The organism is Streptomyces sp. YKOK-I1 (assembly GCF_054660435.1).
This window is the reverse complement of record NZ_BAAGDR010000001.1, coordinates 9,035,030-9,053,125: the sequence shown is the minus strand read 5'-3', so window position 1 is coordinate 9,053,125 and position 18,096 is coordinate 9,035,030. Positions and strand designations below refer to the sequence as shown.

21 protein-coding genes and 1 pseudogene are annotated in these 18,096 nt (G+C 71.4%); 12 read left to right on the top strand and 10 right to left on the bottom strand.

The genetic code is table 11. The features are described from left to right. Positions 1 to 68: 68 nt before the first annotated feature. Both ACYQ8Q_RS40305 and ACYQ8Q_RS40300 read right to left on the bottom strand, forming a co-directional pair. Positions 69 to 1,046 carry a threo-3-hydroxy-L-aspartate ammonia-lyase gene (locus ACYQ8Q_RS40305; RefSeq protein ID WP_460071807.1) on the bottom strand — a complete coding sequence of 326 codons (978 nt, stop codon included), beginning with the start codon at positions 1,044 to 1,046 and terminating at the stop codon, positions 69 to 71. After that, complete coding sequence (locus tag ACYQ8Q_RS40300) at positions 1,043 to 1,723, bottom strand: helix-turn-helix transcriptional regulator (protein WP_460071805.1); 681 nt, start codon at positions 1,721 to 1,723, stop codon at positions 1,043 to 1,045. Before ACYQ8Q_RS40300 ends, ACYQ8Q_RS40305 begins: the two co-directional genes overlap by 4 nt. Before the next feature lie 182 nt (positions 1,724 to 1,905). Between ACYQ8Q_RS40300 and ACYQ8Q_RS40295 the strand changes: the two genes are divergently transcribed. Next, entirely contained in the window at positions 1,906 to 2,724 is an 819-nt protein-coding gene (locus ACYQ8Q_RS40295) for an SAM-dependent methyltransferase (RefSeq protein WP_460071803.1), read from the top strand. Positions 2,725 to 2,748: 24 nt separating this feature from the next. On the opposite strand, the gene ACYQ8Q_RS40290 is transcribed toward ACYQ8Q_RS40295, so the two are convergent. Both ACYQ8Q_RS40290 and ACYQ8Q_RS40285 read right to left on the bottom strand, forming a co-directional pair. After that, positions 2,749 to 3,663, bottom strand: coding sequence for a helix-turn-helix domain-containing protein (locus tag ACYQ8Q_RS40290; RefSeq protein WP_460071801.1), 915 nt, complete (start codon positions 3,661 to 3,663; stop codon positions 2,749 to 2,751). A gap of 124 nt (positions 3,664 to 3,787) precedes the next feature. Continuing rightward, a complete protein-coding gene (locus ACYQ8Q_RS40285) occupies positions 3,788 to 4,009 on the bottom strand; it encodes a DUF397 domain-containing protein (protein ID WP_460071799.1) in 222 nt (73 codons plus the stop codon). Positions 4,010 to 4,254: 245 nt separating this feature from the next. On the opposite strand from ACYQ8Q_RS40285, the gene ACYQ8Q_RS40280 reads away from it, so the two are divergent. From ACYQ8Q_RS40280 to ACYQ8Q_RS40265, 4 genes and pseudogenes are all read left to right on the top strand, one after another. Then, positions 4,255 to 4,620 (top strand): ATP-binding protein, encoded by a 366-nt coding sequence (locus tag ACYQ8Q_RS40280; protein ID WP_460071797.1) that lies wholly within the window; start codon positions 4,255 to 4,257, stop codon positions 4,618 to 4,620. After that, positions 4,617 to 5,105 (top strand): hypothetical protein, encoded by a 489-nt coding sequence (locus tag ACYQ8Q_RS40275; RefSeq protein WP_460071795.1) that lies wholly within the window; start codon positions 4,617 to 4,619, stop codon positions 5,103 to 5,105. Before ACYQ8Q_RS40280 ends, ACYQ8Q_RS40275 begins: the two co-directional genes overlap by 4 nt. A 53-nt stretch (positions 5,106 to 5,158) precedes the next feature. Further along, positions 5,159 to 6,124, top strand: a complete 966-nt coding sequence (locus ACYQ8Q_RS40270; RefSeq protein WP_460071793.1) for a pirin family protein — start codon at positions 5,159 to 5,161, stop codon at positions 6,122 to 6,124. 285 nt (positions 6,125 to 6,409) lie between these two features. After that, positions 6,410 to 6,764, top strand: a pseudogene (locus ACYQ8Q_RS40265) (amino acid permease); the annotation flags it as partial. A gap of 270 nt (positions 6,765 to 7,034) precedes the next feature. Here the strand turns inward: ACYQ8Q_RS40265 and ACYQ8Q_RS40260 are convergent. The 3 genes from ACYQ8Q_RS40260 to ACYQ8Q_RS40250 form a co-directional block, all read right to left on the bottom strand. Next, positions 7,035 to 7,382 carry a hypothetical protein gene (locus ACYQ8Q_RS40260; protein ID WP_460071791.1) on the bottom strand — a complete coding sequence of 116 codons (348 nt, stop codon included), beginning with the start codon at positions 7,380 to 7,382 and terminating at the stop codon, positions 7,035 to 7,037. A 221-nt stretch (positions 7,383 to 7,603) separates the two neighbouring features. Further along, the gene (locus ACYQ8Q_RS40255; RefSeq protein ID WP_460071789.1) at positions 7,604 to 8,155 is read right to left on the bottom strand and encodes a hypothetical protein; all 552 of its coding nucleotides are present in this window, start codon (positions 8,153 to 8,155) and stop codon (positions 7,604 to 7,606) included. A 262-nt stretch (positions 8,156 to 8,417) separates the two neighbouring features. Then, the gene (locus ACYQ8Q_RS40250; protein WP_460071788.1) at positions 8,418 to 8,708 is read right to left on the bottom strand and encodes a hypothetical protein; all 291 of its coding nucleotides are present in this window, start codon (positions 8,706 to 8,708) and stop codon (positions 8,418 to 8,420) included. A 342-nt stretch (positions 8,709 to 9,050) separates the two neighbouring features. On the opposite strand from ACYQ8Q_RS40250, the gene ACYQ8Q_RS40245 reads away from it, so the two are divergent. From ACYQ8Q_RS40245 to ACYQ8Q_RS40235, 3 genes are all read left to right on the top strand, one after another. After that, a complete protein-coding gene (locus tag ACYQ8Q_RS40245) occupies positions 9,051 to 9,959 on the top strand; it encodes a hypothetical protein (RefSeq protein ID WP_460071787.1) in 909 nt (302 codons plus the stop codon). A 182-nt stretch (positions 9,960 to 10,141) separates the two neighbouring features. Continuing rightward, positions 10,142 to 10,708, top strand: coding sequence for a DUF4291 domain-containing protein (locus ACYQ8Q_RS40240; protein WP_460071785.1), 567 nt, complete (start codon positions 10,142 to 10,144; stop codon positions 10,706 to 10,708). A 226-nt stretch (positions 10,709 to 10,934) separates the two neighbouring features. Continuing rightward, positions 10,935 to 11,651 (top strand): DUF4142 domain-containing protein, encoded by a 717-nt coding sequence (locus ACYQ8Q_RS40235; protein ID WP_460073687.1) that lies wholly within the window; start codon positions 10,935 to 10,937, stop codon positions 11,649 to 11,651. Positions 11,652 to 11,891: 240 nt separating this feature from the next. On the opposite strand, the gene ACYQ8Q_RS40230 is transcribed toward ACYQ8Q_RS40235, so the two are convergent. Then, positions 11,892 to 12,845, bottom strand: coding sequence for an EamA family transporter (locus tag ACYQ8Q_RS40230; RefSeq protein ID WP_460071783.1), 954 nt, complete (start codon positions 12,843 to 12,845; stop codon positions 11,892 to 11,894). A 39-nt stretch (positions 12,846 to 12,884) separates the two neighbouring features. On the opposite strand from ACYQ8Q_RS40230, the gene ACYQ8Q_RS40225 reads away from it, so the two are divergent. Both ACYQ8Q_RS40225 and ACYQ8Q_RS40220 read left to right on the top strand, forming a co-directional pair. Then, positions 12,885 to 13,454: a MarR family winged helix-turn-helix transcriptional regulator gene (locus tag ACYQ8Q_RS40225; RefSeq protein WP_460071782.1), complete on the top strand. Its 570-nt coding sequence runs from the start codon at positions 12,885 to 12,887 to the stop codon at positions 13,452 to 13,454. A 56-nt stretch (positions 13,455 to 13,510) separates the two neighbouring features. Further along, positions 13,511 to 13,888: a tetratricopeptide repeat protein gene (locus ACYQ8Q_RS40220; protein WP_460073685.1), complete on the top strand. Its 378-nt coding sequence runs from the start codon at positions 13,511 to 13,513 to the stop codon at positions 13,886 to 13,888. 68 nt (positions 13,889 to 13,956) lie between these two features. Here ACYQ8Q_RS40220 and ACYQ8Q_RS40215 read toward each other — a convergent pair whose 3' ends face one another. Next, positions 13,957 to 15,402 (bottom strand): PepSY-associated TM helix domain-containing protein, encoded by a 1,446-nt coding sequence (locus ACYQ8Q_RS40215; protein WP_460071781.1) that lies wholly within the window; start codon positions 15,400 to 15,402, stop codon positions 13,957 to 13,959. Positions 15,403 to 15,534: 132 nt separating this feature from the next. On the opposite strand from ACYQ8Q_RS40215, the gene ACYQ8Q_RS40210 reads away from it, so the two are divergent. Next, on the top strand, positions 15,535 to 16,179 hold the full coding sequence (locus ACYQ8Q_RS40210) for a peptide deformylase (RefSeq protein ID WP_460071779.1): 645 nt from the start codon (positions 15,535 to 15,537) through the stop codon (positions 16,177 to 16,179). 1 nt (position 16,180) lies between these two features. On the opposite strand, the gene ACYQ8Q_RS40205 is transcribed toward ACYQ8Q_RS40210, so the two are convergent. Continuing rightward, complete coding sequence (locus ACYQ8Q_RS40205; RefSeq protein ID WP_460071777.1) at positions 16,181 to 17,599, bottom strand: dihydrolipoyl dehydrogenase family protein; 1,419 nt, start codon at positions 17,597 to 17,599, stop codon at positions 16,181 to 16,183. A gap of 119 nt (positions 17,600 to 17,718) precedes the next feature. Here ACYQ8Q_RS40205 and trxA point away from each other — a divergent pair, with 119 nt between their 5' ends. After that, on the top strand, positions 17,719 to 18,096 hold the full coding sequence (gene trxA, locus ACYQ8Q_RS40200; RefSeq protein ID WP_460071775.1) for a thioredoxin: 378 nt from the start codon (positions 17,719 to 17,721) through the stop codon (positions 18,094 to 18,096).

Here is an 18,096-nt window from a genome sequence, read left to right as displayed (position 1 = left end):
TGGGGGCCGCACCCCACACCTCCATCGTCCGCCCCGCCACCGGGGGGCGCCATTCGGCGGACCGGGCGTCAGGCACCGCCCGCGCACAACTCGGCGAAACGGCCGGTGTCGATGTTGCCGCCGGAGACGATCACCCCGACACGGCGGCCCGGTGCGCCGGCCCGGCCCGCGAGCAGGGCGGCCAGCGGGGTGGCGCCGCTCGGCTCCACGACGATCTTCAGACGCTCGAAGGCGAAGCGCATCGCGGCGCGGATCTCGTCGTCGGAGACGAGGGCGATCTCGTCGACGAGCCGCCGGTTCACCGAGAAGGTCAGCTCACCGGGCGTGGACAGGGCCTGGCCGTCGGCGATGGTGCGCGGCACCGGGATCTCGATCCGCCGGCCGGCCTCCAGGGACCGCCGGGTGTCGTCCCCGGCCTCCGGTTCGACGCCGACGATCCGGATGCCGGGCCGCAGCCCCTTCGCCGCGGTGGCGCTCCCGGCGATCAGTCCGCCCCCGCCGACCGGGGCGAGGAGTGCGTCCAGGCCGTCCACCTCGTCGAGGAGTTCGAGCGCCGCGGTGCCCTGGCCCGCCATGACGTGCGGATGGTCGTAAGGCGGGATCAGGGCGAGGCCCCGCTCGGCGGCCAGGGCCCGGGCGACGGCCTCCCGGTCGCCGGTGTAGCGGTCGTACGTCACGATCTCGGCGCCGTAGCCCTCCGTGGCCGCCCGCTTGGAGCGCGGGGCGTCCTCGGGCATCACGATCACCGCGGTGGTGCCCAGCTCCCGGGCGGCCAGGGCGACGGCCTGGGCGTGGTTGCCGGAGGAGTAGGCGGCGATGCCCCGGGCGAGCTGTTCGGGGGCGAGCCGGGAGGCCGCGTGGTAGGCGCCGCGGAACTTGAAGGCGCCGACGCGCTGGAAGTTCTCGCACTTCAGGAACACCTCGGCGCCGACGGCCGCGTCCAGGGTGCGGGAGCGCAGCACGGGGGTGCGACGGGCGACCCCCTTCAGCCGGACGGCCGCGTCCCGGACGTCGTCGAGGGTGATCGGCGGGGGTGCGGTGGTCATGGGCGGGCTCCCTCGGAGGAGTCGGTGGGCGCGGCTCTCGCCTGCGCCAGGTAGTGGTAGGCGGAGGCCCGGGAGATGCCGAGGCGGGCGGCGACCTGTTCGACGGCTCGGCGTACGGCGAAGACGCCCCGTTCGTCCAGGCCGCGGAAGAGCGCGAGGCGGCGGGTCCGGTCGAGGCCGGGCCAGGTCTGGTCCTGGCGCCGCAGATGCTCGTCGAGCAGGGCGTCCACGACGGAGTCGATGTCGTCGCCGAAGGTGGTCACCGGCGTCGGCGACGGTTGCGCGTCGGCGCCCGCGAGCGCGGCGAGCAGCCCCCGCGCGCGGTCGACCTCGGTGATGTCCACATTGACGCAGAGGGCGCCGAACACCGCGCCGGTGGAGTCGCGCAGCACCATCGTGGACGACTTCACCCGTCTGCCGGTGCCGGTACGGGTGACGTAGTTCAGCTCGTCACGGGCGTCGTCGCCGCGGGCCAGGACGCGCAGGCCGATCTCGCTCATCGCCCCGCCGACCGTCCGTCCGGTCACCGATCCGGCGACGGCGACCACCGACCTCTCCGGCCGCCGGTAGTCGTGCAGGACGGCCTCGCACACCGGCCCGAAGGTGGCCGCGATCCCGTCCACGACGGGGACGAGCGCCCGCAGGATCGCGTCCCGCTCGGCTTCCCTGGTGTCCATGGGCCGATTAGACCACCGCCTGGACCGTACGTCCAGCCATTGGACCTGTAGTCCAAGACCCGTTCCGTACGCCCCCTTCAGGCGAACCGTCGATCAAGGGGTGGCGTCGCCAATTGCCGCTTCCCTAGGATGGGTTACCGACCGCGACGACGCGGCCACGGCCGGGAGCTGGGGGAGAAGACATGCAGTCCGGGAAGCCTCTGTCCACGGAGATCGACGCCACGGTCCCGACAGCCGCGCGCATGTACGACCACTATCTCGGCGGCAAGGACAACTACGCGGCCGACCGGGCCGCCTGCGCCGAGCTCGACAAGGTCGTCCCGAGCACCCGCGTCCTCGCCCTGAACAACCGCCGCTTCCTCCAGCGGGTCGTACGCACCCTGACGCAGGAGTACGGCATCCGGCAGTTCCTGGACCACGGATCGGGCCTGCCCACCCAGGACAACGTCCACCAGGTCGCCCAGCAGATCGACCCGAGCGCCCGCGTCGTCTACGTCGACAACGACCCGATGGTCCTCGTGCACGGCCGCGCCCTGCTGGAGCAGAACGAGCGCACCACCGTGATCCACGCCGACATGCGCGAGACCGAGGCCGTCTTCGCCCATCCCGACACCGAGCGGCTGATCGACTTCTCCCAGCCGGTGGCCGTGCTGTTCAACTCGGTCTTCCACTGCATCCCCGACAGCGAGACCGACGGCCCGTCCGCCGTGGTCCGCCGGGTGGCCGAACGCCTGGCCCCCGGCAGCTATCTGGTGATGTGTCAGCTGGTCAGCGAGGACCCGGCGGTCCGGGAGTTCGTGACCGACTTCATGGACAAGGCCACGCAGGGGCACTGGGGCCGGGTGCGGGAGCAGAAGGACGTCGCCGGCTGGTTCGAGGGGCTCGAGGTCCTCGACCCCGGACTGGTGGAGGTCTCCACCTGGCGGCCCGACACCGAGGTCGCGCCCCGCCAACTCACCCAGGAGTGGATCGAGTTCGGCGGCGTGGGACGGCTGGGCTGACCGGGCCCCGGCCCGGTCGGGCCGTCAGGCGTAACGCTGCCGGATGGTCTCCTCGAGCATCCTGAGCGACTCCCGCGGCTGGAGCGCCTGGTCGGCCAGCCGGTCCAGGGCGACCCGGTACTCCTCCGTCTCGTCCCGGTCCTCCAGGAAGGTGGCGCTCCTGATCTGCTCCAGATAGACGATGTCGGGCAGATCGGCGCCGCCGAAGCGCAGATAGGTGACGGGGATGGCCGGCGCCGAGGCGTGCGTGACGTCCAACGGGACGACCTGCACGGTGACATGGGGCAGCCGGGCCAGTGACACGAGATGGGCGAGCTGCTCCCGCATCACCTCGCGGCTGCCCAGCACCCGCAGCAGCACCGACTCGTCGAGGATCGCCCACACCCGCGGGGCGTCGGCGCGGTGCAGCAGCTCGCTGCGCCGGGTCCGCAGCTCCACCCGGCGCTCCACCTCCCGCGGCGAGGCCGAGGGCAGTCCGCGCTCCACGACGGCACGGGTGTACGCGGGGGTCTGGAGCAGACCCGGTACGTACTGGATCTCGAAGGTACGGATCGCGGTGGCCGCCTCCTGAAGTCCGACCAGCCGATCGAACCATTCGGGCATCAGCCGTTTGTCGTACCGCTGCCACCAGCCCGGCTCCCCCGCCTGCCGCAGCAGCTCCAGCAGCACCGCGGCCTCGTGCTCCTCGGCGCCGTACAGCGCCAGCAGGGCGCGGACGTCGCCCTCCGTGGGAGGGCGGCGCCCCTTGCCGGCCTCGATGCGCGACAGCTTCGCCGGGCTGAACCGCACCGCACGCGCGGCCTGGTCCTGGGCGAGCCCGGCGTCCTCCCGCATGCCCGTGAGCTGAACCCCGACCAGCATTTTGAGCAAGGTCGGGGCGGGCTCCGCGCGGTTCAGATACGGTTCGAGGCGGGAGACTCGAGGCGACTCGGCAGACATGCTGTGACTCCCCACGGACCGGCAGACGACAGACCCCAGTATCGCATCCGACGTCCTACGACCGTATGGAGCACGGGAATTGAACCGCGCGCCGCGTCGGACGGCGCCCTCCCGCCGCGCACGCTCACAGCAGGTGGTCGAACTCCCCGTCCTTCGCCCCCGCCAGGAACGCCGCCACCTCGGCCGGCGTGTAGACCAGGGCCGGGCCGTCGGGGTCCCGGGAGTTGCGCATCGCGATGCCGCCCCCGTCCAGCGCCGCGACCTCGACGCAGTTGCCCTCCGCGTTGCTGTGACTGCTCTTGATCCAGCGGACGCCCAGCGAGCTCGCCCGCACTCCGTTCGACATCGATCCGGTTCCTGACGACACGGCAACTCTCCTCGCTTCGTACGCGCAATTTCCCGTGAAATTGCACGAGGACATCGTCAGCGTGGATAATAACCATGCCGTCAACCGCACTTCCGGCAACCCGTCCTGACCTCGCCTCAGGGAGATGCCCCGTGTCATCACCTGCGCAGTTCCGGAACCACGAGTCCGTCCTCGACTCGTTCAGAACCTCGAGCCTGCATCTCGGGGGCGACCGGGAGGGATGCGTGGAGGCACGGAACTTCACCCGTCGCACGCTCGGCGGCTGGTCCCTCGACCACTGCACGGACGACGCGCTCACCGTCGTCACCGAACTCGCCTCCAACGCCGTCCTGCACGGCCTGCCGCACCTGCCGACGGATCACTTCGACGTACGGCTCAGACTCACCCTGCGCCGCGCGCACCTGATGTGCGCCGTCACCGACCCCAGCGACAGCCCGCCCCTCTACCCGCACCCCGGCGACGACCTGCTGGAGCACGGCCGCGGGCTGCACATCGTCGAAGCCCTCTCCGAGCACTGGGGCTGGACCCGCCGCTCCCCCGCGGGCAAGACCGTCTGGGCCATGCTGCCGACCCGCACCACCACGACATGACTGCCACGAAGAGAACCTCACCCCTGAAGGACCTGGGACATGTGCCCTGGCCCGAGATCCAGGACACCACCGGATCCGCCGCCGGCATCCCCGCCCTGCTCACCACCGTCGCCCGCGGCGACGCCAAGACCGCAGAAGGCGCCCTCGGGCAACTGCGGCGCCGTATCTGCCGGTACGGCTTCGTGGTGGACCAGGCGACCGCGGCCACGGTGCCGTTCCTCTGGGAACTCGCACGGCTCCCGCAGGTCACCTGCCGGGTGGCGATACTGCGCCTGCTGAAGAGCATCGCCGACGCCCGCCAGTGGGAGACCACGGCCGCCGCCTACCCCAAGCTGCTGCGCCACCCCGACAACCACGTGGCCTGGGAACGCGAGGCCCGCCACGCCGTCCGGGCCCAGCGCGACCTCCTGGAGGACCTCCTCACGGACCGGGACAGCGAGATCGCCGAGGCCGGCCGGGAGCTCGCGGCGACGCTGAACGACTGAAGAACGGGCGGCGAGTCGGCCCGTCCCGGGGACCCGGCCGCTAGGTTGACCGCATGAGCAACCTTGACCGTGCGCCCGTGCCGAGCGTGTGCGGCGGGCGTGGATTCGTCGTCGCCGAACCCGTCCGCGAGCTGCTGAGCCCCCGCAGGGTGAAGCTCGGCGAGTCGACCGAGGTGCGCCGGCTGCTGCCGAACCTGGGCCGGCGCATGATCGGCGCCTGGGCCTTCGTCGACCACTACGGCCCCGACGACATCGCCGACGAACCCGGTATGCAGGTGCCGCCGCACCCGCACATGGGACTCCAGACCGTCAGCTGGCTGCACGCGGGCGAGGTGCTGCACCGCGACTCCACGGGCAGCCTGCAGACCGTCCGCCCCCGCGAACTCGGCCTCATGACCTCGGGCCGCGCGATCAGTCACTCCGAGGAGAGCCCGCGGACCCACGCCCGCTTCCTCCACGGCGCCCAGCTCTGGGTGGCCCTCCCCGACGCCCACCGCCACACCGAGCCCCGCTTCGAACACCACGCCGCGCTGCCCACGGTCACCGCCCCCGGCCTCACGGCCACCCTCGTCCTCGGCGAACTCGACGGCTCCCGCTCCCCCGGGACGACGTACACCCCGATCGTGGGCGCGGACCTCGCCCTCGCCCAGGGCACGGACGTACGCCTGCCGCTCGTCCCGGACTTCGAGTACGGCGTCCTGTCGATGTCCGGCGAGGTCCACGTGGACGGCGTCCCGGTCCTGCCGGGCTCCCTCCTCTACCTCGGCTGCGGCCGCACCGATCTCCCCCTGCGCGCCGCCTCCGACGCGGGCCTGATGCTCCTGGGCGGCGAGCCCTTCGAGGAGGAGCTGATCATGTGGTGGAACTTCGTCGGACGGTCTCAGGACGAGATCGAACAGGCCCGCGAGGACTGGATGAAGGGGGCACGATTCGGGGAGGTACGGGGCTACGACGGGGCTCCGCTGCCCGCGCCGGAGCTGCCGGCGACACCCCTGAAACCGCGGGGAAGGACGCGGTGACCTGGGGAAAGTCGGACTTGCGTTCCAGAACGCTCCAGCCCGTCTCGCTGCTTCCCGTGAACCGGTGATCGCCGACGGCTCGGACCCTCGGATGCTGCCGAACACACGCCTCCGAGGCTGTCCACGCTCCCCATTCGTGGGCATCTGTGGCCTGCTTTGGCTGGACCGATGCTGACCCAATGCCGACTTTACTGACCAGTCATCAGATCTCCCTCTCGGGCCCGCCGTGGCTCATGCCGAACCCGAACAGGCTCATGCCGCCGGCCAGGATGCAGATCACGCGCCCGCTGGGGGTGGGTGACCGGCTGGCTCAATCTCCTCGAAGCGTTCGCGCAGATGCAAGGGGGCATCACCCCCACCGGCCCATGGACCATGGCCATCTTCGGCGTCATCCTGGTCGTACGGCACGCTCGACTCAATCGGTGTTCGCCTGGTCACCGTGCTGAACTCGAGATCGGTGTGGTGGCAGCTGATCGGTGTAGCCGTGATCGTCGGTGCCCTCACTCTCGCCCCGGCCGAGCACCAGTCGGCGTCCTTCGTGTTCACGCACTTCCACAACGACACCGGTTTCTCCAGCCCCTTCTACGTGGCGCACGTGGCGGAGGAGACCACCGACGCCCGGGTGTCCGCTCCCCGCGGCCCGGGGGACTACGCCGCCACGCAGAACTCGCCCGCGCCGGAGCTGCCGGCCACACCACTCAAACCACGCGGAAGGACGCGCTGACCTGAGGAAAGGCGGGCGGGCGCACCAGCAGGCTCAAGCCCGTCTCTCTGCTTGCCATGAACCAGTGACCGCTGACGGCGCGGCCTCTCGGATGCTGCCGGCCTCGGTTGATCACCGACCGGGCGTCACGCCTCCCCACCGAAGCCCTGGCGCAAGGCGCGTAGAGCCGCTGGCGCGCCGGGACGGCTATGGGCGATCGCCGCTGGCCGCCACCGCATCCATGAAATCGGAGAAAAGGGTGCGGATGACGCCCATGGATGTCCACCCCCAGCTGTGGTGGACGAGGTGCGTCGCGGTCCCGTAGATCAGCACTGCCGGCAACAGGGCCAGCCATGGTGTCCAGCCCCGCCGCCGAGCCCAGGTGAAGCAGAGGAACCCGGTGCCGCCGGCCGCGGCCAGCGAGGCCACGGGTCCCAGAAACGCCACCATCCCCCACCAGTCGCTGCTGCAGGCCGGCGGACTGTCCGGCGACCCGCAGCCGTCGCCGAGAAAGAGGAACAGGAAGGACAGCGCGGCGGTGTTCAGGGCAGCCACACCGAACAGGACCCCCGACACGGCTATGAGCACTGTTTCGGCAGGACGGCGCCGAGGAGGCGGAGGCGGGCCAAACCCTGGCGGGAAAGGGGGGTACGGAGAGTGGTCACTCATCTCATCACCTCTGTCGCAGTCTTCACCGGCCGCGTGCATCCGGCCGTGACTCACGGGACCTTTCCGGCACCTCGCGATATCGGCCACCGGGGGTGGGTGCGGAAAGCTCAGCCGAACCGCCGGCCTCGGCTCATGCGGTGGACAAGGCGCCAAACGCCGTAGCGAACAGCATTCAATGACCACAGCGACAACCAATAGACGGCGAAGCTCATGAAGCACAGGATCGCAACACCGACGGCATCAGAGACGGCGGCCGAGTGCGGAATTTTGGCCAGTGAGACAACAAGCAGTACAGCCGCGACCGGAGAGGCTACAGGTGCGCACACCGCCAGCACCTTCCATGCCCGGCCGCCACGCATGACCAGCCGCTCAAATCCAAAGGCAAGGGGAGAGATGAGAAGGCTTGCGATAAACCCCATGCCGGCGGCCCACAGAACGGACTCGGCGTACTCGGTGAGGACAAAGTCATCGTCGATGAGAAAAACCGCCATCATCGGAAGGGTGAGGACCATGAAGGCCGTGGTGATGACTGCTGTCGTCAGGGTGATCGACAGTGAGTGCCGAAGGACCGCCCAAAGTCGAGAATCAGGACGGTAGACAGGTGCGGGGGTATCGAAGGCGGCGGTGACGTGTGGATCCGTCTGGAGATTGCCAGGCAAAATTCACTCCTTCACGCGCGGACTCACAGTCCCTGACGCATCCGCCCGCTTCCACGGTTGCCGCCGGCATCAATGAGCGTTTCGGAGGATTCTCTCCCGGAATATGTCCCGGTGCCATCAGGGAAATCACGCAATCGAACACGTAGTTCAGGCCGCGGGACCGTGCCGGGTCCTGAGCCTGCGGCGCCGGGGACGGGATTCTCGGTGCTCCGACCTCGCCGCCGTCCCTCGGTGCGGCGTTCGCGGTACTGGAGGCTGCCACTCACCAGACGCCGAGCGCCCCGATGAAGGTGATGGCAACGGCCAGTCCGGTTGCCCCAAGGGTGGTCCCTGCCACTGCGGTCCACAAGCGGCCTGCGCCCAGGCGGGCGTAGTGAATACCCATGGCGCCGAAGGTGACGGAGAGGGCGCCGGCGAGGATCGACCACGGAAACACGGCGAACATGAACGCCGGCCATGCCCCCACGGCAGAGATGATCCCGAGCATCAGCGCCGTGGGCCCCAAGGCGACGGCGGGTGTGTCACTTCGGTCGGGCGTGACAGACTCGGGCACGCAATCCTCACTTTGAACGCGTTCAAATCGGAGCCTGATCGTAGCAGGGAAGACACAACGGTCGCCACGGAGACATGACAACAGCGGCGCTGCGCCTTGCTCAGTCGGGCCATATCAGCGCCGGGCGGCCCGACCGGCTGATCAGCGCTCGTAGGCTTCGCGCCTTGGGCCCGTCTCGCATACGTGTGCGCTTGCGTAGTTCCCCCGAGGCGGCCGAGTGGGAGCGTCTGGGAGGCTCCCGGGTGAAACGGGCTGCGGCACGCGGGGTGTTCACGGTTGGCGATGGCCGGGGGCGCGGCTACGGCGTCACGCGGCTGATGACCAGGGATGGGGGTGCCGGTAGTGGCACTGCAGCCGAGTCCGCAGTCCGCCGTTCCGGCGCCCGGCGGGAGGTGGTCGTACCTGGCGACCGGGGCGGAGCTGGCCTTCATGGCGCAGCTCGTCGTCGCGGGAGCGGTCTTCCTCGCCACCGCCGGCATGCGCGACGACCACGGCATCGGCTTCGCCGGCGGCGCCCTCACCTGGCTCCCCCGGGTGCTCCTCCTCGTGGTCCTCGCCGGGTACCTGCACTGGCTGCTGTTCACCCTGCCCGCCATGGCACTGGCCCGGCTTATGCCGGCTCCGCCGTGGGCGGCGCTGCGAGCGGCGCTCGGGGCCGCCGCGGTCACCGCGGCCCACACGGCGTGGGCCGCCTCCGTGTGGCGCGTCCCGGTCGGGTGGACGGTGGCCTGGATCGCGGGCACCGGACTCCTCCCGGTGACGGCGGCCTGGTACGCGCACCACCGGTCGCTGGGGTGGAGCGCGATGGCGGCCCGGATCGGCGCTGTCACCGGAGCGGCCCTGCTCCTCACCGTGGTCGGCGGGTGCCTCCAGCAGTGGACCCACTGGCACGCCTACGAGCCGCCCCGGCTCGACCGGAGCGAGTACGTCGGGGACTGGTACGGCGGCGGTGGCGCGTACCGGCTGCGACTGGACGAGAACGGCGAGGCCGAGGGCATCAACCTGCCGTTGGTCGACGAGAACGCCGGGCCGTGGGACTCCTGCGACGGCACCGGGACGTGGACCTTCGCGCCGCAGCCCGAGGCCGGCCGCCCGGCCCACGGCGGACCGCGGGACCGCATCACGCTCACGATCCAGGGCTGCGGCGCCCTCCGCGACTGGCAGGCGGCCGGCACGGCCGACCGGCCACAACTCTTCGTCGTCAAGGGGGACCCGGACACCCCTTCGGTCATCACCCTGCACCGCCCCTGAGGGCGCGGAGGGCCGATTCCAGCTCTGCTGGTGGCAGTCCGGCTCCGCTGGTGGCCCCGTCGGCCGCGAGGCGACCGTCCTCGTAGCAGCCGTCAACCAGCGCCCATGACCAGCACATCCACTCCGGCCGGGGTGGGAAAAACGTTCGCGATGCCAGGGGAGCGGATGACAGGGTGCGGCGCATGGCACCCCAGTACCAGGTTCGCGCGGACTACGATGCCGACACGATCGTGGTCTACCAGGCATACGCGCCTGCCCTGGCCGATGCGACGCTGCGAGCGGGCCGCTTCGTCGCGCCGTTCTCCTTCCACAGGATGACGTGGATCAAGCCCTCGTTCCTGTGGCTCATGCATCGCAGCAACTGGGCCCGCAAACCCGGTCAAGAGCGCGTTCTCGCAGTACGGATGACCCGGCAGGGCTGGGAGGAGGCGCTGTCCCAGGCTGTGCTCACGACCGCGGATCCGGCAGCTGTCGCTCAGGCGGCGGTCCATGTCCAGTGGGACCCGGAACGCTCGTTGCGGGGAGCCGCACTGAACCACTACAGCATCCAGGTCGGCATCGGCCGCGGTCTGATCCGTGCGTTCACCGACGACTGGATCGTCGGCCTCACCGACCTCACCCCGCAGGTCCGCAAGGCCGCGGCGTTGGCGCAAGGCGGGCAGGCCGCCCAAGCCCGGCGGCTGCTCCCCGCAGAGCGGGTGTATCCACTGCCTCGGACACTGGAAAGCCTCATCCGCCCAGGCAGATGACGGCCGGCGCCGGATGCGCGGCGCGCACTCCCTCCTTCGAACGGCCACAGTCAAGATCTTCTTTGCTCCCTCTTGAACATTTATTGGGACGGGGTGAGCCCAAGCCACGTCACGCACGTATTCGTCTGCGACCGCCGCCCCGCCGGGCGATGAGCGACTCGACCAATCCCTCGACCGCGCAGGAGGAACAGTGCAGATCTCACGGAACATCGTGGGCACTCTCGTCGTGGGCGGCGCCCTGGCCCTGACAGTGAGCGCCCTCGTATATCCGTCGATGCTCGGTCTGACCACCGTGTCGACCTCGTCCGACCGGCTCATCGCCAACACCCAGTGGGGGCCGTTCACCGAAAGCGACCGGGCCTTCGTGGTGGCGGTGCGGGCGGCCGGTCTCTGGGAGCACCCCGTCGGACTGATCGGGGTGGAGAAGGGCCAGAGCAAGGCCGTCATCACCGCGAGCGAGCACCTGATCGACGGACACGCGGCGCTGGACGAGACCTGCCGCAAGATCGCGCCGATGCTGAACGTCGTCCTGCCCAACGTGGCCAGCCCGCAGCAGGAGGGGTTCGTCACCACCCTGAAGGCGTCCCAGGGCAAGCAGTTCGACGTCGACTTCGCCAACATCCTGCGCATGACGCACGGTTCCATTTTCAACACCGTGGCGAAGGTCCGCTCGACGACGAAGAACTCCCTGGTACGCGCCCTGGCTGACCAGGCCAACGACACCGTCCTCGACCACATCACGGTGATGGAGAACACCGGTCTGGTCGACTTCGACACCACCCTGTTCAACCAGACCAAGCCGCCGACCCTGCCCAAGACGGACATGACGCCGCCCGTCCCGCCCGCCGGTCAGCCGCTGGTCGTCCTTCCCCCGCCGCCGAACGCCACGTCCACCCCGGCGGACCTGGGCCCGGCGATGAACGGCGCGGCGGCCAACGGGTAGTCGCCGCCCCAGACGAGAGCGACCGCATCGCGACTCGGCCTACGGCAAGGAATATGCGGTGTTCGGGACGTCACGAGCACGGGCCGGATGTACGCAGACGCGTGAACGCCCCCCGAGGGGGCGGCCTTGCGGAAGTCGGCGGCCAGGAATCCGTCGAGCCGGACGTCGACGAGTGGTTCGCCGCAGTCGACTGCCGGGATCGCCGGATCCGGCATCAGCACGATCTCCTTCATGCACCGATCATGACCGATCGCCCTCGACGCCGGGGAGGACGGGAGACGTTCTCGCCACCTGCCGCTCCGGGCCCGGGGCCGAGTGCGCCGGCCCGGAAGGCCGGGGTGTGCGTCGGGGGCGGCCCAGGGTGACCCCCGACAGGACCAGGGCCAGGCCGGCCAGTTGCTGGACGGACAGGGCCTCCCCCGCGATCGCCGTGCCGAGGACGACGCCGGTCACCGGGTTGAGCAGGCCGATCAGACCGACCGTGCCCGCGGGCAGGTGCCGTAGACCGGTGAACCAGACGACGAAGGCCAGGGCCGTGGCGACGAGGGAGACGTAGGCGAAAGCCAGGAGGGTCGGGGTGGAGGGGGCGGGTGGAGCGCCCTCCACCGCCGCGGCGGCCGGGAGCAGGAAGAGGCCGCCGGCCGTGAGCTGCCAGGCCGTCGACGCGAGCACGTCCGTGCCGGTGCTCCAGCGTTTGGCCAGGATGTGACCGAAGGACGACACCAGCAGCGCGGCGGCCGAGGCGAGCACCCCCGGCACGCTCACCGCCTCCGGCCCCGTGAGCAGCATGAGGCAGACCCCGACCAGTCCGATCGTGGCCCCGGCCAGGTGGGTCGCCCGGGGCCGCTCGGACACCAGGGGCCAGGCGATGAGCATCATCGTGAGCGGCGACAGCGCCATGACCGTCGAGGCGACGCTCGTCGGGAGGAGCTGGGAAGCGGCGTAGACGAGGACGAAGAACACGCTCATGTTGAGCAGCCCGAGCACGGCGGAACGCCACCACCACGCGCCGTGCGGCCGCCGCCGGCACAGGGCCAGCAGGACCAGCCCGGCGGGCAGCGCCCGCAGGGCGGCTCCCCAGAGCGGACGGTCGGCGGGCAGGAACTCGTGCGTGACGAAGTAGTTCGCGCCCCAGGCCACCGGCGCGACCGCGGTCAGGGCCGTCAGTGCCACCCAGCGCAGATTGGCTTCCATGGAAGCCAATATAACTTCCTGGGAAGCTAATATGGACCCATGGAGCAGAACGGTGAACCGCTGGACCCCGTGAACCCCGTGAACCCCGTGGACCGCGTGGCCCGCATCCAGGCCGACTGGCGCCGCGAGCGCCCCGACGTGGACGTGAGTCCCCAGGGAGTGATCGGCCGGCTGCACCGGCTGGCCGACCGGCTCACCGAGGAACTGTGCCTCGTCTACGGCCGCTACGGCCTCGGCGAGGGGGAGTTCGACGTGCTGTGCGCGCTGCGCCGCGCCGGGGAGCCCTATGAGCGGGCGCCCGGCGAACTCGCGGCGCACACCATGGTCACCACCGGCGCGATGACGAAGCGGATCGACCGGCTGGAGCGGGCCGGGCTCGTCACGCGCCGCCGTTCCGCCGACGACCAGCGCGGCCGGATCGTGGCCCTCACCGGGCCGGGCCGCGAACTGATCGACCGGGCCTTCACCGAGCACATGCACAACGAACGCCGCCTGCTGGACCTGCTGACGCCCGCCGAGGCCGCGTCCCTCGAAGCGCTGCTCACGGGGTGGCTGGGCCGTATGGAGCTTCCGGGCGCCGCCGACGCCGCCCCACCGCCGAAGCAGTAGTGGAATATTCAACCACCACCCCCGGTTGACGGCCCCGAAGGAGGTCACGAGTGAACATGACATACGGCACGGGGTACGACGCGGCGAACGAGTCGGCGTACTACACCCACGGGACCCCGGCCGAGCGCTGGGAGCGCGCGAGGCTGTTCTTCGACGCGCGGGACTACACCGCTGCGGCGCGGGTGCTGGCGCCGCTGGTCGACGAGGTGCCGGAGCAGACGGGACCGCGGCTGCTGCTGGCCCGCGCCTACTACCACTCGGCCCAACTGCGCCGCGCCGAGACCGAGTTGCGGCTGATCGTGGAGCGCGACCCGGTGGAGCACTACGCCCGGCTGATGCTGGGCCGCACCCTGGAGCGGCAGGGCCGGCACACGGAGGCGGGCCCGCATCTGCGGATCGCCTCGGCGCTGGCCGGGGACTTCCCAAAGGAGTAGTCCGGCTCAGGACACTGGAGCGGCCCGGCGGTGGACCCCACCGCCGGGCCGCTCCCGTGTACGCGGACTCAGGCCTGCGCCTTCGCCTTCGTCCGCCGTCGGTGGGCCAGTTCGCCGAGGACCACGTCCACCACCAGGAACCCGGCGAGCGGGATGCCGAGGAGCGGGACGAAGTAGCCGAGCACGGCGACCGCCGCCATCAGCGGGACCAGGACGTACGGCGGGACCTGCGCCCAGGCGCCGCGCGGGATCGGGCGGCCGAACGCGGAGCCCCGGCCGCGCTGCCACCACATGCGGTAGCCCCACACGATCAGCAGGATCAGGGCGAGCGCGAGCAGCATCAGCGCGATCTGGTTGACCAGCCCGAAGAGGCTGCCGGTGTGCAGGTCGATGCCCCAGCGGGTCAGCTTGGCGAGCACCGGGTAGTCGGCGAACCGCACGGTGTCGGTGACCTCGCCGGTCGCCGGATCGATCGCGACGGCGTCCTGCTTCTCGGGCCAGCTGCGCTGCACCTGCTTGACGACGTACGCCGAGGAGGCGTCGGCGGGCGGCACGATCTCGACCGGGTCGCCCAGCCCCTCGGCGCGCGCAGCGGCGAGGACCTTGTCCAGGCCGACCCCGTGCTCGCCGTCGCCGCCCGAGCCGGAGGCCGCCTCATGGCCGGCGTGCTCGCCGCCGCCGCTCACCGCGGCCGAGACGGACGGGGTGGCCTGCTTGAGGGAGGTGCGCAGCTCGTCGATGTTGGCGCCGGCGTACGTGGACCAGGTCAGTCCGGTCGCGGACAGGAAGAAGAAGCCCGCGGCGGCCCAGACGCCGACCGTGCCGTGCAGCCCGAGGGTGCGGCGGCGGCCGCTGGTGCCGCGGACCTTGCGCAGCGCGCGACGGCGGGAGAACCACAGCGCGACACCGCCGGCCGCGATCACCCAGAGCCAGCTCGCGGCGAACTCGCTGTAGAGACGGCCGGTTTCGCCGAGGTGGAGGTTGCGGTGCAGCCCGGAGATCCAGGTGCGCACCGGCAGGGCGCCCGACGAGCCGTACTGCTCCAGCGCGCCGCGCACCTCGGCGGTGTACGGGTCGACGAACACGGCGAGCGTGTGCTCGGGGTCGACGCCCTCGACCCCGGAGAGCATCACGCGGGTGGTGGCGCCGTCCGCCGGGGAGGGCCGCACGGCCGAGACGGTGCCCTCCGGGTGGGCCTTGCGGGCGGCGGCCACCTGCTCCGATATCGGCAGCTTGGTGTCGCCGACGGGCGCGGTCATCTCGTGCGCGTAGAGGAGCTTCTCGGCCTGGAACGAGCCCGCGTACAGGAGGCCGGTGACGGCGGCGACCAGCAGGAACGGCGCGACCAGGACACCCGCGTAGAAGTGCAGACGCAGCACCAGGGGGCGCAACGGGGCCCACAGGCCGGGGGACTTGGGCGCCGGGGCCGGGGCTGCCTCGGAGGCCTCGTCCGACGGGGGTTCCCCCTCTGGAGCGGGGCCGGAAGCGGGGGACGTCGAGGGAGCGGTGGACATCGGCGGGCTACTCCGGGATCGGGGGGACGGGTTGAGCCGGGACGGTCCAGTAGTCGGATCGCGCACGGGCCGAGTTCCCACGAGTTCTCGTGACCTGCGTCACATGGGCGTCGCTCATGTCATGCTGGCCCGATGGCAGCTCCCCGTCCCCGTACGCCCCTTGCCGACCGCGTCGAGGAACTCCTCGCCCCGGGCGGCCCGTTGCCGATCGTCGCGGCCGGCGACCCGGTCCTGCGCGCCGGCACCGAGCGCTACGACGGTCAGCTCGGCGCGGCTCTGCTGGCCCGGTTCGTCGAGGCGTTGCGCGTCACGATGCACGCGGCGCCCGGCGTCGGGCTGGCCGCGCCGCAGGTCGGCGTGGGGCTGCGGATCGCGGTGATCGAGGACCCGGCGCCGGTGCCGGAGGAGGTGCGGGTGACCCGCGGCCGGGTGCCGCTGCCGTTCCGGGTCCTGGTCAACCCGTCGTACGAGCAGATCGGTCCGGCCCGTGCCGCGTTCTTCGAGGGCTGTCTGAGCGTGCCCGGCTACCAGGCGGTGGTGGCCCGGGCCGCCGGGGTCCGGCTGACCGGCGAGGACGAGCACGGGCGGCCGCTGGACGAGGTGTTCACCGGGTGGCCCGCCCGGATCGTGCAGCACGAGACGGACCACCTCGACGGCACCCTGTACCTCGACCGGGCCGAGCTGCGCTCGCTGTCCGCCCACCAGACGGTGCTGGAGCGCTGGGCCCAGCCGACCCCGTCGGAGGCGGCCGGAGCCCTGAACTTCGAGCTGCCGTAGCTCAGTTGTCCCGGAAGGCCTCCAGCAGGCGCAGCCACACCTCGCTGAGGGTCGGGTAGGACGGGACCGCGTGCCAGAGGCGGGCGATCGGGACCCGGCCGACCACGGCGACGGTCGCGGAGTGGATCAGTTCGCCGACGCCCGGGCCGACGAAGGTGACCCCGCGCAGGATCTCCTCCTCCAGGTCGACGACCATCCGGGCGCGGCCCTTGTAGCCCTCGCCGTACAGGCCCGCCCCGGCGGCCGAGGACATGTCGACGTCGACGGCGCGCACCCGGTACCCGGCCTGTTCGGCCTCGGCGAGCGAGAGACCGACCGCGGCGGCCTCCGGGTCGGTGAAGACGACCTGGGGGACGCTCTCGTGGTCGGCCGTCGCGGCGTGGGCGCTCCACGGGTCGGCGCCGTCCAGGAGGGTGCCGGCGGCGCGCGCGGCGATCGCGGCGCCCGCGATCCGGGCCTGGTACTTGCCCTGGTGGGTGAGGAGGGCGCGGTGGTTGACGTCGCCGGTCGCGTACAGCCAGTCGGTGCCGGTGACGCGCAGGCTGTCGTCGACGGTGAGCCAGGAGCCGGGTTCCAGGCCGATGGTGTCGAGGCCGATGTCGTCGGTGCGCGGGGCGCGGCCGGTGGCGAAGAGGATCTCGTCGGCCTCGATCCGGTCCCCGGCGCCGGTGACGACCGTGACGGTGCCGTCGGCGCGGGTCACCGACTCCACCGAGGTCCCGGTCCGTACGTCCGCGCCGGCCTCGGTGAGCGCCTCGGCGACGAGTTCGCCGGCGAAGGGCTCCATGCGGTTCAGCAGGCCCTTGCCGCGGACGAGGACGGTGACCCGGGAGCCGAGGGCCTGGTAGGCGGTGGCCATCTCGGTGGCGACGACTCCGCCGCCGACCACGACGAGCCGGCCGGGCACGGTCTGGGAGCTGGTGGCCTCGCGGCTGGTCCAGGGCCGTACCCCGGCGAGGCCGGGCAGCGGCGGCAGGACGGCGCGGGTGCCGGTGGAGACGACCACGGCGTGCCGGGCGGTGAGCGTCCGGTCCCCGACGGTCACCGTGCGCGGGCCGGCCAGTCTGCCGTGGCCCCGGTAGAGGTCGGCGCCGATGCCGGTGAGCCAGTCGGCCTGGCCGTCGTCCGTCCAGTCGCCGGTGAACCAGTTGCGGCGGGCGAAGACGGCGTCCGCGTCCAGGGGTCCCTGGACGGCCTGGCGCAGTCCGGGCAGTCTGCGGGCGTCGGCCCGGGCGATCACCGGGCGCAGCAGGGCCTTGCTGGGCATGCAGGCCCAGTACGAGCACTCGCCGCCGATGAGCTCGCTCTCCACGACCGCGGTGGTGAGGCCGGCCGCACGGGTGCGGTCGGCCACGTTCTCCCCCACGGGCCCGGCCCCGAGCACCACGACGTCGTAGGCGATGGTTTCCGATTCCGTCATGGGGTCAGTCTGGTGGGTGGTGTGCCCGGTGGCCACACGGGTAGGGGCGCGGAATACGCGCCCGCACGGCCGTGTTGGTGCCGACCAGGAAGCCCACACCAGGAAGAAGGTTGCAGGTCATGAGCAGCACCGTGGAGCTCACCAAGGAGAACTTCGACCAGACGGTCACGGACAACGACTTCGTCCTGATCGACTTCTGGGCGGCCTGGTGCGGCCCGTGCCGTCAGTTCGCGCCGGTGTACGAGAAGGCCGCGCAGGACAACCCGGACCTGGTGTTCGGCAAGGTGGACACCGAGGCGCAGCCGGAGCTGGCCGCGGCGTTCGGCATCCAGTCGATCCCCACGCTGATGATCGTCCGTGACCGTGTCGCCGTGTTCGCCCAGCCGGGCGCGCTGCCCGAGGCCGCCCTCGCGGACGTGATCGGGCAGGCGCGGGGGCTGGACATGGACGAGGTCCGCAAGTCGGTGGCGGAGCAGCAGGCCAAGGCCGACCAGTAG

Excerpts from the sequence above, each read along its gene's own strand:
- ACYQ8Q_RS40305 (WP_460071807.1), bottom strand. The coding sequence starts at position 1,046 with ATGACCACCGCACCCCCGCCGATCACCCTCGACGACGTCCGGGACGCG.
- ACYQ8Q_RS40300 (WP_460071805.1), bottom strand. The coding sequence starts at position 1,723 with ATGGACACCAGGGAAGCCGAGCGGGACGCGATCCTGCGGGCGCTCGTC.
- ACYQ8Q_RS40295 (WP_460071803.1), top strand. The coding sequence starts at position 1,906 with ATGCAGTCCGGGAAGCCTCTGTCCACGGAGATCGACGCCACGGTCCCG.
- ACYQ8Q_RS40290 (WP_460071801.1), bottom strand. The coding sequence starts at position 3,663 with ATGTCTGCCGAGTCGCCTCGAGTCTCCCGCCTCGAACCGTATCTGAAC.
- ACYQ8Q_RS40285 (WP_460071799.1), bottom strand. The coding sequence starts at position 4,009 with ATGTCGAACGGAGTGCGGGCGAGCTCGCTGGGCGTCCGCTGGATCAAG.
- ACYQ8Q_RS40275 (WP_460071795.1), top strand. The coding sequence starts at position 4,617 with ATGACTGCCACGAAGAGAACCTCACCCCTGAAGGACCTGGGACATGTG.
- ACYQ8Q_RS40270 (WP_460071793.1), top strand. The coding sequence starts at position 5,159 with ATGAGCAACCTTGACCGTGCGCCCGTGCCGAGCGTGTGCGGCGGGCGT.
- ACYQ8Q_RS40240 (WP_460071785.1), top strand. The coding sequence starts at position 10,142 with ATGGCACCCCAGTACCAGGTTCGCGCGGACTACGATGCCGACACGATC.
- ACYQ8Q_RS40230 (WP_460071783.1), bottom strand. The coding sequence starts at position 12,845 with ATGGAAGCCAATCTGCGCTGGGTGGCACTGACGGCCCTGACCGCGGTC.
- ACYQ8Q_RS40225 (WP_460071782.1), top strand. The coding sequence starts at position 12,885 with ATGGAGCAGAACGGTGAACCGCTGGACCCCGTGAACCCCGTGAACCCC.
- ACYQ8Q_RS40220 (WP_460073685.1), top strand. The coding sequence starts at position 13,511 with ATGACATACGGCACGGGGTACGACGCGGCGAACGAGTCGGCGTACTAC.
- ACYQ8Q_RS40215 (WP_460071781.1), bottom strand. The coding sequence starts at position 15,402 with ATGTCCACCGCTCCCTCGACGTCCCCCGCTTCCGGCCCCGCTCCAGAG.
- ACYQ8Q_RS40210 (WP_460071779.1), top strand. The coding sequence starts at position 15,535 with ATGGCAGCTCCCCGTCCCCGTACGCCCCTTGCCGACCGCGTCGAGGAA.
- ACYQ8Q_RS40205 (WP_460071777.1), bottom strand. The coding sequence starts at position 17,599 with ATGACGGAATCGGAAACCATCGCCTACGACGTCGTGGTGCTCGGGGCC.
- trxA (WP_460071775.1), top strand. The coding sequence starts at position 17,719 with ATGAGCAGCACCGTGGAGCTCACCAAGGAGAACTTCGACCAGACGGTC.